The organism is Microlunatus soli (assembly GCF_900105385.1).
Classification (GTDB): Bacteria; Actinomycetota; Actinomycetes; order Propionibacteriales; family Propionibacteriaceae; genus Microlunatus; species Microlunatus soli.
Genome location: NZ_LT629772.1, coordinates 5383834 through 5396077 on the forward strand (window position 1 = coordinate 5383834; position 12244 = coordinate 5396077).

At 68.3% G+C, this 12244-nt stretch carries 14 protein-coding genes; 2 read left to right on the forward strand and 12 right to left on the reverse strand.

Features of this window, described 5'->3' with window-relative positions:
• Window positions 1-12 precede the first annotated feature (12 nt).
• The 3 genes from BLU38_RS24650 to BLU38_RS24660 form a co-directional block, all read right to left on the reverse strand.
• Window positions 13-900, reverse strand: a complete 888-nt coding sequence (locus BLU38_RS24650) for a carbohydrate ABC transporter permease (protein WP_231920023.1) — start codon at window positions 898-900, stop codon at window positions 13-15.
• Entirely contained in the window at window positions 897-1838 is a 942-nt protein-coding gene (locus BLU38_RS24655; RefSeq protein ID WP_197679850.1) for a carbohydrate ABC transporter permease, read from the reverse strand. Before BLU38_RS24655 ends, BLU38_RS24650 begins: the two co-directional genes overlap by 4 nt.
• Before the next feature lie 92 nt (window positions 1839-1930).
• On the reverse strand, window positions 1931-2938 hold the full coding sequence (locus BLU38_RS24660; protein ID WP_231920437.1) for a LacI family DNA-binding transcriptional regulator: 1008 nt from the start codon (window positions 2936-2938) through the stop codon (window positions 1931-1933).
• Between the two features lie 120 nt (window positions 2939-3058).
• Here BLU38_RS24660 and BLU38_RS24665 point away from each other — a divergent pair, with 120 nt between their 5' ends.
• Window positions 3059-3925 carry an exodeoxyribonuclease III gene (locus BLU38_RS24665; RefSeq protein ID WP_231920024.1) on the forward strand — a complete coding sequence of 289 codons (867 nt, stop codon included), beginning with the start codon at window positions 3059-3061 and terminating at the stop codon, window positions 3923-3925.
• Window positions 3926-3975: 50 nt separating this feature from the next.
• Here the strand turns inward: BLU38_RS24665 and BLU38_RS24670 are convergent, their stop codons facing one another.
• The 5 genes from BLU38_RS24670 to BLU38_RS24690 form a co-directional block, all read right to left on the reverse strand.
• Window positions 3976-4227: a hypothetical protein gene (locus BLU38_RS24670; protein ID WP_091528476.1), complete on the reverse strand. Its 252-nt coding sequence runs from the start codon at window positions 4225-4227 to the stop codon at window positions 3976-3978.
• An 82-nt stretch (window positions 4228-4309) separates the two neighbouring features.
• Complete coding sequence (locus BLU38_RS24675) at window positions 4310-5068, reverse strand: GNAT family N-acetyltransferase (RefSeq protein WP_091528479.1); 759 nt, start codon at window positions 5066-5068, stop codon at window positions 4310-4312.
• A 35-nt stretch (window positions 5069-5103) separates the two neighbouring features.
• Window positions 5104-5718: a biotin transporter BioY gene (locus BLU38_RS24680; RefSeq protein WP_091528481.1), complete on the reverse strand. Its 615-nt coding sequence runs from the start codon at window positions 5716-5718 to the stop codon at window positions 5104-5106.
• A gap of 62 nt (window positions 5719-5780) precedes the next feature.
• The gene (locus BLU38_RS24685) at window positions 5781-6371 is read right to left on the reverse strand and encodes an energy-coupling factor transporter transmembrane component T family protein (protein WP_172836214.1); all 591 of its coding nucleotides are present in this window, start codon (window positions 6369-6371) and stop codon (window positions 5781-5783) included.
• An 11-nt stretch (window positions 6372-6382) separates the two neighbouring features.
• Window positions 6383-7123: an energy-coupling factor ABC transporter ATP-binding protein gene (locus tag BLU38_RS24690; RefSeq protein WP_091528486.1), complete on the reverse strand. Its 741-nt coding sequence runs from the start codon at window positions 7121-7123 to the stop codon at window positions 6383-6385.
• A 77-nt stretch (window positions 7124-7200) separates the two neighbouring features.
• On the opposite strand from BLU38_RS24690, the gene BLU38_RS24695 reads away from it, so the two are divergent.
• Complete coding sequence (locus tag BLU38_RS24695; RefSeq protein ID WP_091528489.1) at window positions 7201-7827, forward strand: TetR/AcrR family transcriptional regulator C-terminal domain-containing protein; 627 nt, start codon at window positions 7201-7203, stop codon at window positions 7825-7827.
• Here the strand turns inward: BLU38_RS24695 and BLU38_RS24700 are convergent.
• From BLU38_RS24700 to BLU38_RS24715, 4 genes are all read right to left on the reverse strand, one after another.
• Window positions 7751-8812: a hypothetical protein gene (locus tag BLU38_RS24700; protein ID WP_091528492.1), complete on the reverse strand. Its 1062-nt coding sequence runs from the start codon at window positions 8810-8812 to the stop codon at window positions 7751-7753. The genes BLU38_RS24695 and BLU38_RS24700 overlap by 77 nt on opposite strands.
• A 68-nt stretch (window positions 8813-8880) precedes the next feature.
• Window positions 8881-10260, reverse strand: a complete 1380-nt coding sequence (locus tag BLU38_RS24705) for a glycosyltransferase 87 family protein (protein WP_091528495.1) — start codon at window positions 10258-10260, stop codon at window positions 8881-8883.
• A 179-nt stretch (window positions 10261-10439) separates the two neighbouring features.
• A complete protein-coding gene (locus tag BLU38_RS24710; protein WP_157683690.1) occupies window positions 10440-11300 on the reverse strand; it encodes an HAD family hydrolase in 861 nt (286 codons plus the stop codon).
• Window positions 11301-11313: 13 nt separating this feature from the next.
• The gene (locus BLU38_RS24715; protein WP_331715087.1) at window positions 11314-12129 is read right to left on the reverse strand and encodes a hypothetical protein; all 816 of its coding nucleotides are present in this window, start codon (window positions 12127-12129) and stop codon (window positions 11314-11316) included.
• Window positions 12130-12244: the final 115 nt, after the last annotated feature.

A 12244-nucleotide genomic window follows, 5' to 3' on the forward strand; every position in this document is an offset into this window, starting at 1 on the left:
CAGCGTTGATGATCATGACTTCACGGCTCCGGCGATTCCCTCGACGAAATAGCGCTGCAACAGGATGAAGAGGGTGACGACCGGGAGCAGCGAGATGGTCGCCGCTGCGGCCATCCCCGACCAGTCGGTCGAGTTCTCGCCGACGAAGGCCAACATGCCGACCGACAGGGTCCGCAGATCCGGTCGGCTGAAGGTGAAGACCAGCGGCAGGAAGAAGGCGTTCCAGGTGGCCATGAAGGTCATCAGCGTGACGGTCGCGGTCACCGGTCCGGCCAGCGGCAGCATCACCGAGAAGAAGGTCCGCAGGAAGCCGGCGCCGTCCATGATCGCGGCCTCCTCCAGCTCTCGCGGTAGCCGGTGGAAGTAGCCCAGATACAACAGGATGGAGGCGACGTGCGCGCCGCCGGACAGGGCGATCACCATACCGGCGATCGAGTTCAGCAGATGCAGTCGGGCAGCAAGATCGACAACCGGGATGATCGTGTAGCCGGCCGGTACGAAAAGGGTCGCGACCAGGATGGCGAGCACCACCTTGCGACCGTAGAAGGCGTAGCGGGCCAGTACGTAGCCGGCCATCGCGGTCCGTACCACGACGATGATCACCGTCGCGATGGTGACCAGCACGGTGTTCAGCAGATACTGGCCGAAATGCGCGTCGACCCAGGCGCGGCGGAAGTTGTCCCAGCGGAAGTCCTTGGGCAGCAGATCGAGCCCGGCGCTGAACACCTCGATCGGATCCTTCAACGCTGCCGACAGCATCCACAGGAACGGATAGATCCAGATCGCGGCGAGGCCCAGCAGCACCAAGGTCCCGAGCCACACCGGGATCCGGCGGAACCACCGGCTCTTGCGCGCCGCCCGCTGTGTCTGTTCGGATCGCTCGTGGATCGCGGTCATCATTGGCGGGCCTTCTGTGCGGCGCGGATGCCGATCAGCTGCAGCAGACCGATCAGGAAGACGAACAGACCGAACAACACCGCCGCCGCGGACGCATAGCCGAGCCGGGGGACCGTGGAGGTGAAGGCCTGCTCGTAGATGAAGATCTCCAACACTTGGGTGGAGTAGAACGGTCCGCCGCCGGTCATCGTCAGCATCAGGTCGAAGACGTGCAACGTGGACTCGATCGTCAGCAGCGTGATGATGATCGTGAACGGCTTCAGCAGCGGCAACGTGACATGCCAGGTGATCTTGGACGACGACGCACCGTCGATCGCCGCCGCCTCGTACAACTCACGGGGAATGGTCTGCAGTGCGGCCAGCCAGTAGATCAGGGTTTGACCGAGCCATTTCCAGGTGAAGACAGCGATCACTGTCCACAGTGCCGTCTTCGAACTGCCCAGGAAATTGACCCCCTGGTCAACCAGGCCGAGCTTGATCAACACCAGGTTGACCGGACCACTGGCCGGGTCGAAGACGAACTGCATCACGATGCCGACGATCGCGGTGGTGGTCACCACCGGCAGGAAGAAGGCGGTCCGGAAGAACCCTCGCCACGGCATCCGCGGCGAGTTCAGGACCATCGCCAGAGCGAACGCGCCGATCACCTTCAGCGGCACCGCGACGACGGTGAACAGCACCGTCACCTTGAACGCGTTCCAGAACAGCGGATCGTGGATCGCCTCGGCGTAGTTGGCCAGGCCGATGAAGTCCTTGACGGCATCGAAGCCGTTCCAGTCCAGGAAGGAGTACCAGTAGCTGCCGATGATCGGGTACACGGTGAACAGTCCGTACAGCACGATCGTCGGCAGCAGGAACAGATACACCCAGAATTCGGTACGCCGGATGCGGAGCCCGCGGGTGCCGCGGCGAGGCGGGCGGGCGAGCGTGGGGGCGGTCAAAGAGAACTCCGATCGGCGGATCTACCACGTTGTAGAAATGCATCGTAGGGGACGACAGCCGGCACCGACAGGGGCGCTCCGAGCAGTGGACGTCAGCTGGGGAGGGTGCTGCGGCGCTGCACGATCTGGTAGTCGACGTAGAAGTCGGTCCGTTCTATCGGTGACCGATCGATCTGCTTGATCAGATAGTCCACGGCAGTCCGGGCGACCACGGTCGTGTCGGCTCGGACGCTGGTCAGCGGCGGCCAACAGTACTGGGCCTCGACCGTGTCGTCCCAGCCGATCACGGCCATCTCGTCCGGAACCGATACGCCGCGCCGGTGCAACACCGACAAGGCTCCGATCGCCAACATGTCGGAGAAACAGAAGACCGCGTCCGGCGGTGTGTCCAGGTCGAGCAACTGCTGCATGGCCGCCGCACCCTGGTCGAAGTGGAAGTCCCGGATCTGCGGTTCCAGCCGAGGGTCGGCATCCAGTCCTGCGGCCGACAGGGCCTGCCGGTAGCCGGTGATCCGGACACCCCAGGTGCCGGCCGGCTGGTCACCGATCCGGCCGATTGCCGCGATCCGGCGGCGGCCCATCGCCAGCAGATGCTCCGTGGCCGCCATCGCGGCCGCGACGTTGTCGACCCCGACGTAGGGGACTCCGGCCGGACGCGCCCATTCGCCCAGCACCACCACCGGCATCGCGTCCTGAGCCGCGGCCACGTCCTCGGCGGTCAGTTTGAGGGTGGAGACGATCAGCCCGTCGAGGGCCTGTGGCCCGACGCCGCGGACGGCCCGCCGCTCGCGTTCCAGATCGGCTCCGGTCTGGTCGATCAGCAGCGTGTAGCCGCGCTCCTCGGCGGCATCGGTGATCTCGGCGGCCAGTCCGGCGAAGTACGGCGCCCGGAGATTGGGAACCGCGAGCCCGATGATGCCCATCTTGCCGGTCCGCAACGTCTGGGCGGACCGGTTCGGTGTGTAGTCGAGTTTCTCGACCGCGCGACGCACCCTGCTGATCGTCTTCTCCGACATGAACGGGTAGCCGTTGAGGTAGTTGGAGACCGTCTTGGGGGAGACACCCGCTTCTTTGGCCACATCGACCAGCCGTGCCTTCATCTGCACACCGCCATCATTCCCCGCCATCGTCAGCGTCGCGACACGTCTGTCACAGAACCTTTGTCGTGGCACTCTAACCGCGAGCGATGCAGGCCTCCCGCAGGCCGGTACGGTGACGGTGTGAGGATCGCCACCTGGAATGTGAATTCGATCAAGCAACGGATGCCGCGATTCCTGCCCTGGTTGGACCAGCGGCAGCCTGACGTGGTGTGTCTGCAGGAACTCAAACTGGACGATCTCGGCTTCACCGGACTGCTGGGGGCCGAGCTGGAGCAGCGTGGCTACCAGGCGGCGGTGCACGGCGAGGCGCAGTGGAACGGCGTCGCGGTGCTCTCCAAGGTCGGGCTGTCCGACATCGAGCTCGGCATTCCCGGTGCACCCGGATTTCCGCACCCCGAGGCGCGGGCAGTGGCCGCCACCTGCAACGGGGTCCGGGTGCATTCGTTGTACGTGCCCAACGGCCGCGAGCCCGATTCCGATCACTATCGGTACAAGTTGGCGTGGCTGGCGGCGCTGCGTGATCAGGTCGCCGCCGAAGGGCCGGAGGTGGTGGTCTGCGGCGACATGAACATCGCTCCCGCCGACGCCGACGTCTACGACCCGGCCGCCTATATCGGTCAGACCCACGTGACAGAGCCCGAGCGCGCGGCGTTGGCCACGCTGATGGCGACCGGGTTGCACGATGTGGTCCGCGATCGCTGGCCCACCGAACGCGTCTTCAGCTACTGGGACTACCGGGCCGGGATGTTCCATCGCGATCTCGGGATGCGGATCGATCTGGTGCTGGCCGGCGCTCCGATCAGTGAACGGGTCCGGGCAGCCTGGGTGGATCGCCAAGCCCGCAAGGGAAAGGGCCCGAGTGATCATGCCCCGGTGATCGTCGATCTGGACACGGCCCCGGACGGTGACATCGGCCCCGTGGTCCCGCCACCGTCCAACCCGGTCACCAAGAAGGGTGCGGTCAAGCTCCCGCAATCCCGCGACTAGGGGTGCCACCGACCCGCAGCTGCACCCGCACCCTGTCCGATCCGGCGTCGTTACACGCTTCGGCGTGCCTGCGCCGCCAGGCGTTCGGTGAACTCGAGGCCGGCCGGCTGCATCCAGCCCTCGTTCAACAACGGGGTCCGGCCGTCGTTGACCGACATCCGGAAGCCGAGGCATTCCAGCCACAATGGTCGCAGGTTGAGGATCGACGGAAGCCGCTCGAGCTCGACCTGATCGCGCAGCCACTCGAACTTTTCTCGCGCCGTCTCGGTCACCTTGTCCTCGACGCTGACCAGGAAGCTCATCGCGGCCGCCAGATCCTCCTTCGGCCGTCCGACATGGAAGCCGCCGCCACGAGTCGCGTGGACGCGTTGCTGGGCCCGCGGGTCAGAGTCCGTTGTGAACGTAGGCGGCCGAGATCGGACGGTAGCTCAGGCCGAGGCTGCGGTAGAGCCCGATCGCGGCGGTGTTGTCGTCGTCCACCATCAGGCCGACCGCTCCGCGGGTGACGATCGCGTCGCCGGCGACCAGGGTGCAGACCTGACGGGCAAGGCCGCGTCCTCGGGCGTCGGGGTGGGTGGCGACGCCGCACAGATATCCGACCGTCGGCGCGGACCAGGCCAAGGCGGCGACCGCGACCAGTCGACCATGATCATCACGGATCCCGGCCCAGCCGTCGACCCCGGGATCACCGGGCTGGGCGTCGGAGGTCGGTGCGGCGAGCGCGAGGAGGTCGCCGATCTCGTTCTCCTCCGACTGCCGGAGCCAGTGGGCGGCGGTCGTGTTGTCGGGCAGCGGTTCTCGGCGCTCCATCCAGCCGAATTCGCTGCTGGTCCGCAAGCTCTGTCCGGATGTCAACTCGATCATGTCGGCCAGGCTGTGGATCAGTCGCCGGTCACCGATCGGGCGAAAGCTCGGGCCGACCTCCTCCAGGACCAGACCGACCAGGCCGACGGCAGCGGCGATCGACCCGTGGACGGCCAACCGGTCCCGACGGGCCAGGTCCGGGCAGGAGGCGGCGATGGCTCGTCCGTCATCGCTCGCCCAGGCCCGGCTGGCGCCCGTGAAGCCCTGCGCCACAAGGGCACAGAGCAGGTCGCCGTCGATCAGCTCGACGAACTCGTCGGTGTCGGTCAGCTCCCGCATCGGGCCATTCTGCCGCTCCGAAGTGGTCGGCGCGATCAGCGCCGACCGGCGCGCCGGCCCTGCGGCAGCAGCCCGCGATAACTGCGGTGCACGGTGACCGCGGCAAGGGCGGCCAGCACTGCCTTGATCAGATCGCCGGGTACGAAGATCAGCGACCCGAGGATCGACGTCGTCAGCGGCAGGCCGGTGACGACGCTGGTCCACGGCACGCCGATCAGATAGATCGCACCGATGCCGCCGATGATCGCCGCGGCAAGAACGGCGGTGAAGCGCAGTGCGGGGCGGCCGATCCGGATCGCCCATCGCTGGACCAGCAGTCCGGTCAGGCCGGCACCGGGGATCCAGCCGATCAGGTAGCCACCGGTGGGCCCGACCAGCACGCCGAGGCCGCCGCGGCCGCCGGCCAACACCGGCAGGCCGGCCAAGGACAGCACGACGACGATCACCGCGGCGAGCATGCCGCGGACCGAGCCGAGCATCGCACCGGCGAGCATCACGCCGAGGGTCTGCAGCGTGATCGGCACCGGCAGCACGCCGATGGTGATCGGCGGCACCAGGCCCATTGCCGCGATCAGGGCAGCGAAGACGGCCACCAGGACCGTGCTCCGGGTCGTCGTGGCGCGCTCGGGCTGCAGGTCAGTGGTCGACATCGTCGGGTCCCTCGCATTGTCGGCCGGGTGCGGTAGGGGCACCGGCGGTGGGTGGGAAGTGTTCATCGGCCGCGGCTGTCGTAGCAGCGGGCGTCGATCGCGTCGGCGATCTGTTCCGCCGACTGCAGCGTACGGACAAGCAGCGGCACCACGGTTGCCAGCGGACGGCTCTGCAGGCCGCGGGCCTGTTGTGCCTCGCGGACCTGCTGATAGGTATCCCGGATCTGCGGGATGAACCGCACGGTCAGCGCCAGCGCCAGGCTGATCCGGCCGGGATCCAACCCGAACCGTGCGGTCGGCGCAAGCAGTCGATCGAAGAAGTCCAGCATTGCCGAGAACGTCGTGCTCAGGCTGACCGCATAGGCCAGCAGGCACAGCGTCAGCAGTCGCAGGCCGGTGACCAGGGCCGGCTGCCAGCCGGTGCCCAACCCGGTCAACAGGACGACGACGCCGATGATGATCAGCACACCGGCAACGGTCCGCGCCAACCGACGTGCCGGGGCCCGGGTCAGCAGCAGCGCGATCACGGCGAGGGTCAGCAGGGCGCCGAGCACGATCGGCGCGGTGATCAGATACAGCCCGATGCCGGCGACGAACAGGACGCCGAACTTCACCGCGGTCGGCACCGGTGCCAGCAGGCTGTTGGCGTTCATCGTCGCGACGTTCATCGGCTCAACTCACGGTAGTGCGCGATCGCCGCCTCCGGGGCGCCGTCGTAGCTGACCCGGCCCTGGTCGAGCACGATCACCCGCGGATAGCTCTGCACCAGGTCGAGGTCATGGCTGACCATGATCGCGCGTTGCGGAAGTCGATCGATGTGTTCCTGCAGTCGACGGCGATTGCGCAGATCCAACATGGTGGTGGGCTCATCGAAGATGATCACCGACGGCTCCATGATCAACACCGCCGCCAGGGCGACCAGCTGACGTTCGCCGCCGCTCAGGGTGTGGGTTTCGCGATCATGCAGCCGGCCGAGCCCGAGCGCATCCAGGATCTGCCGCACCCGGTCGCCGATCTCGGCACGCGGGATGCCGATGTTGCGGCAACCGAACGCCAGATCGTCGGCGACGATCGGCATCACCACCTGGTTGTCGGGATTCTGGAAGACGAACCCGATGCGGCGACGGATCCGGCGGGCTGCCTTGGCCGTCGACTCGCCGTCGACGGTGACCTGACCGACGGTCGGTAGCACCAGGGCGTTGAGCAGTCGGACCAGTGTGCTCTTGCCCGACCCGTTGGCGCCGATGATCGCGATCCGATGATCGTCCAGGATCAGGTCGACGTCGCTCAGGACCGGGATGTCATCGCGCCGGACGCCGACCCCGCTGAGCCGGATCGAGGGCGCGGAGCCTGGCGGGGTCAGATCGTCGGAGGGCAGTTCGGAGGGCAGCGGAGACCACGACATGGACGACCCTCCCGACTTGAACGACGTTCAACATGAACGATGTTCAAGTTAGCGACGAAGTGCGCTACCGTCAAATCATGCGGCTGTCCCGGGAATCGGTGTTGGACGGAGCTTTCGCGATCCTGGACCGTTACGGCCTCGGCGATCTGACGATGCGCCGGCTCGCGGCCGAACTCGGCGTCCAGGCCGGCGGGCTGTACTGGCATTTCGCCAACAAGCAGACCCTGCTGGCCGCGATGGCGGACCGGATCGCCAGTGGGCCGGCCGTCACCGGGGTGGCGTCGGACGACCCGAAGCGGTGGCAACAGCAGTTGACGGCACTGTGCACCGGATTCCGCGACGCGCTGCTCGCCCATCGCGACGGTGCCGAGCTGGTGGCCGCGGGCTACGCCCTGCATCCCGGTTCCGGCGAACCGTTGGAGTCCATGATCAAGATCTTGGACCGGTCCGGCCTGGCCACGGCGCCCAGCCGGGCTGCGGCGGCCGCCCTGACCCACTTCGTGCTGGGTCACGCCGCCGAGGTCCAGGCCCATGATCAATTGCGACAGGCCGGTGCGCTGCCGGAGGAGCAGGACGTACCCCAGGACACCGACCTGGACGAGGCGTTCATCATCGGACTGGAGATCTTCATCGACGGGCTGGCCGCTCGCCTGCGGCACGATACGAAGCGGGTCGTGCCCGATCACGGCCGAGCCGGCGGATGATCCAGCTGAGCAACACCAGATAGCCGATGATCAGGACGCTCTGCTCGATGACCGCGCCGACCGTGCCGGTCCGGATTGCCGGCAGCATCCCGACCCAGGCGTAGCTGAGGACGGCTCCGGTCGCGACACCGAACGGCGCCGGTCGCCAGCGCGACATGATCAACAGTGCGATCAGCCAGACCACCAGCATGACGGCGAAACTGACCCAGCCCAGCCGGTCCGGCAGCTTGTCGGCAGCGTGGAAGATGCTGGTCGCCAGCACCCCGAACAGGGCGCCGAGAAGGACCTGCCGGAGCGTCGGGCCGCCGGAGACGCTGGCCGTCGGGGATCCGTCCAGCACGCTGTGATCCCTGCCCCGCAAGGCGATCGCGCCCAGCACGGCGGCCGCCGCGGCCACGGCGGCGCCGATCAGTTGGGCCGGTTGTGCCAGGAACGGTGTCGCCGAGGCCAGTGTGCTCTCGACGAAGGTGCCCGCGACACCGATCAGCAGTACGAGGGCGCAGACCACGATCCCGACCGGGCCGAGCCAGGATCCGGTGTCCGGTGCTCCGTCGCCGTCGTGCCGCCGGGATCCGTACCAGGCTTCGGTGATCGCGATCGGTGTACCGATGCTCCAGACCACGTGCAGACTGATCACGAACACCGTCCACGGTGCCCCCATGCCGAGCGCGTCGATATGGCCCGGCGCCAGCAGATCGAGGCCGAGATAGTGCGGGTTGAACAGGGTCTGGGTGATCAGCCCCTCCTCGACGATGCCGTAGCCGAGCGCGAGCAGCAGCAGGCCCGGCCAGCCGACCCGGAGCCGACGGCCGAGCTCGCGGATCAGCACTGCCGCCATCCCGTAGAACGCGACGAACGCGAGGAACATCACGATCTGCGCGGGTGCAGGGGCAAATCCCTGCAGATACTGGTCGCCGAGCAGGAACTCCGCGGTCAGCGGGGACACCACGGCGAGCATGATCACCGGCGCGAATCTGGTCTTCATGCCAAGATCATCTTCGATCAACCCTCGCACCCGGCATGACAATGCTCACGACAATCCTGCGTGCTCCGTCACCGATCGGTGCCGACCTCCGCGACACTGTCGGCGGACGGTGCTGCGGGACGTCGACGCCCCACCAGCCAGGCCGCGACCAGCACCGCCAGACCGAGCACCGGCGTGGTGGCGCCGAAGATCTCCTGCCACCACCGGTATTTCAGTTCGAGGTCATCGCCGCTGGGCAGGAACTTGTACGGCGCCGCGACGACCCAGCCGACGAACAGCCAGCCGAGCACCCGGAACCAGTCCGGCCAGCCGGTCCGGACCGCGAGCAGATATCCCAACGGCATCACCCAGACGAAGTGATGGGACCAGGACACCGGCGAGGCGAGCAGGGTGGCGACGCCGCACAGCACGACGGCCATCATCTCGTCGCCGCGCCGGTGCCAGACGACTCCGACGATCACGCCGAGTGCGGCGGCGATCACGGCCAGCGCCAGACCGATCGCGTTGCCGACAGTGTTGTAGCCGAGGATCCGGGTGCTCGCCCCGAGGATCGACTGGTTGATCAGATAGACGATGCTGCTGCCCAGTCCGCTGTCGCCGTGCAACAACCGGGACCAGAAGTCGATCGAGGTGCGCGGCGCGGCGAGCAGCGCCAGTCCACAACAGATGATCATGGTCGCGATCGAGACGGCCGCGGCGCGAAATCGTCGGATCGCCAACAGGTACACGAAGAACAGGCCCGGCGTCAGCTTGATCGCGGTGGCCAGACCGACCAGCACCCCTTCGGGCAGCCAGCGGCCGCGACGGATCCGGGCCGGGACTGTGATGGCGCGTGGACCGGCGACCAGATCCAGCAGCACCAACGCGACCAGGAAGACCCCCAGCTGTCCGAAGGCGGTGGTCTGGTTGACCGGTTCGACGACCAGGACGGTCGCCGCGCTGACCAGGCTGAGCCGCCATCCGGTCAGACCTAGCCGATGCAGGATCGCCGTCGTGCTCAGACCGATGCCGATCGCCCAACCGGCCAGCACCAAGCCGTGCGGCAGCCAGGTCATCGGGACCGCCAGGATCGCGGCGAACGGCGGGTACAGGAAGGGCAACGAGTCCGGCAGGTGGTACGGGTCCGCGCCGCTCAGCAGGGCACGGCCGGCACGCAGGTAGACCTCCAGGTCGGCCTGCCGCGGCTTCCACGGGATCAATCCGGCGCCCCAACTCTTGCCGGCGACGAACAGCGAGGCCAGACACGGCAGCAGGCAGGTCAGTAGACCGGACAGCAGGCTCCGACCGGGACGGGGTCGGGTTCCCGCCGGTGCGTCGGCACCCGTCGTCGGCGAGCTGGGGGAGGGGTGCGATCGAGGTCCGGGCCGGCCGCCGGCGCCGCCGGGCCGGGTTTGCTCGGAACTGGGCTGCTCTGCTTCGGGATGTCGCCCGGTGCTGACGGTAGCCATGGCCTAGCGGGTGTCCCGTCGGGTCGCGGCTGTCGCGCCGTGTCCGGCACGCACGCAGCCGACATCGCGGTCAGCCGAAAGGGGATCCACCCGTACTCCCTCCTCCTCCGCCGCCGGGCGCGGCCGCCGGACGCTGCTGACGACGCCACCGGGCGGCGGACACACCCTAGACAGTGAAACTACAGCCAGTCCTCGATCGTGGCGCCGACCGCGGAGTCCGTGTTGCTGCCGATCACGGTCGCACCGCAGCCGAGCAGCTCGGGATGGGCGTGGCCCATCGCGTACGGCATCCCCACCCAGCGCAGCATCTCCAGGTCGTTCGGCATGTCGCCGAACGCGGCTACCTGATCGGCGGTGATCCCGAGCTGCTCGCACAGCGCGGCCAGCGTTGCCGCCTTGCTGACGCCGGCCGCGGACACCTCGACCAGCGGCCGGGACGGTGAGGAGTGGGTGGCGGTCAGCCGGTCGCCGAGCACCGCCCGGACCCGGTCGGTGAGCTGGTCGGCGTCACCGCTGGCCAGCACCACCAACAGCTTGACGAACTCGCCGTCGGCCAGCAGCGGCCGCAATTCGGTCACCGATCGATGGGGATCGACGATGGCGGCGAACTCGACTGCTCCGTGCTGCTCGACGTAGGCCGGTTCGTAGGCGGCGCGACTGCCGCTGTCGACGCCGAATGCCACACCGTCGATCGCCTCCCTCAGCTCGGCGATGGCGGTGGCTGCCAGCCGGCCCGGGATGGTCCGGGTGGCCAGCACCGTGTCGGTACCGAGGTCGTAGGTCATCGCACCGTTGCTGGCGATCACGGTCGCGTGGGTCCGTCGCAACTCGCGGATCGGATCCAGGTAACGGATCGGCCTGCCGGTGGCGAAGACCACCGGGATGCCGGCGTCCTCGGCGGCCCGGACAGCGGCGATGTTCCGTCGGCTGACCGTCCCGTCGGGGGACAGGAACGTCCCGTCCAGGTCGGAGACGATCAGCCGCGGTCGTCGCGGCACGGTCGCCTCGGTCGGCGAGACCTGCGTGTCGACCCCGTTCACAGCTTGGACCCGTTCACAGCTTGGACCGGGGCGACGGGCTGCCCGCCGCGGAACCTGTACCGGTCGGTTCGCCGCCACCACCGGAGGCGGTTCCGCTCGGGCTCGGGGATCCGGACGGCGAACCGGACATGGACGGCGAACCGGAGGGTGCACCGGAGCCGCTGTTGCTCGGCGACGGCGAGCCGGACTGCGGCGACGGGGACCCCGACTGCGGCGACGGGGAACCCGACTGCGGCGACGGCGAGCCGGACTGCGGCGACGGCGAGCCGGACTGCGGCGACGGCGAACTGGACTGCGGCGGCGGACTGCCCGACCCACCGGTCGGCGGGGGCGGCGCCTGCGGCGGCTGATTGCGGAAGATCAGGATCGCGATCAGCACCGCCAGAGCCGCCAGCAGCAGTGTGAGCAGCCAGGAGACCAGGATGGTGCGCCAGCCCGCGCGGTCGAATCGGCCCGGCCAAGGCAGTGGCCACAGTCGGGACAACCCCGGCTTCACCCGGTCGATCCAGTACAGCCGATAGTCGGGGCCCGACGCCTTGCCCTGCTGGGGCAGCCACCCGAGCTGCACCTCGTTCAGGATCCGCTCGGCTTCGGCCGCCGCGGCCGGGCTGCCGTCGTAGGCCAGCGCCGCCCACGGTGCCACCAGCTTGTCGTCCGGCCCGACCGGATCGTCGTCCTCGCTACGGAACTTGCGGCCCAGCCGGCCGGAGTCCTGGCCGTGACCGCCGCGGGCGATGACGGTGTCGATGTGCAGCGCGTTGATCAGTCCGGAGAACCGATCCCGGGCGGCCGCGTCGGCAGCAGCGCCCTCCGACAGCAGCAGCACCATGACCGGCGTGCTCTCGCCGTCGTTGCGATCGGCGCGGGCATCGGCATGTCCGGTGAAAGCAACCCCGGCCGGTACGGCGCCGAGCCGGCCGTCGATCCAGAAGTCGCCGATCTTG

Bases quoted from the DNA above. Each gene is read 5' to 3' on its own strand.
- BLU38_RS24675 (WP_091528479.1), bottom strand. From the start codon at position 5,068: ATGCGGGAGCTGACCGACACCGACGAGTTCGTCGAGCTGATCGACGGC.
- BLU38_RS24700 (WP_091528492.1), bottom strand. From the start codon at position 8,812: ATGAAGACCAGATTCGCGCCGGTGATCATGCTCGCCGTGGTGTCCCCG.
- BLU38_RS24695 (WP_091528489.1), top strand. From the start codon at position 7,201: ATGCGGCTGTCCCGGGAATCGGTGTTGGACGGAGCTTTCGCGATCCTG.
- BLU38_RS24715 (WP_331715087.1), bottom strand. From the start codon at position 12,129: ATGGTGCTGCTGCTGTCGGAGGGCGCTGCTGCCGACGCGGCCGCCCGG.
- BLU38_RS24690 (WP_091528486.1), bottom strand. From the start codon at position 7,123: ATGTCGTGGTCTCCGCTGCCCTCCGAACTGCCCTCCGACGATCTGACC.
- BLU38_RS24680 (WP_091528481.1), bottom strand. From the start codon at position 5,718: ATGTCGACCACTGACCTGCAGCCCGAGCGCGCCACGACGACCCGGAGC.
- BLU38_RS24685 (WP_172836214.1), bottom strand. From the start codon at position 6,371: ATGAACGCCAACAGCCTGCTGGCACCGGTGCCGACCGCGGTGAAGTTC.
- BLU38_RS24670 (WP_091528476.1), bottom strand. From the start codon at position 4,227: ATGAGCTTCCTGGTCAGCGTCGAGGACAAGGTGACCGAGACGGCGCGA.
- BLU38_RS24705 (WP_091528495.1), bottom strand. From the start codon at position 10,260: ATGGCTACCGTCAGCACCGGGCGACATCCCGAAGCAGAGCAGCCCAGT.
- BLU38_RS24650 (WP_231920023.1), bottom strand. From the start codon at position 900: ATGATGACCGCGATCCACGAGCGATCCGAACAGACACAGCGGGCGGCG.
- BLU38_RS24660 (WP_231920437.1), bottom strand. From the start codon at position 2,938: ATGAAGGCACGGCTGGTCGATGTGGCCAAAGAAGCGGGTGTCTCCCCC.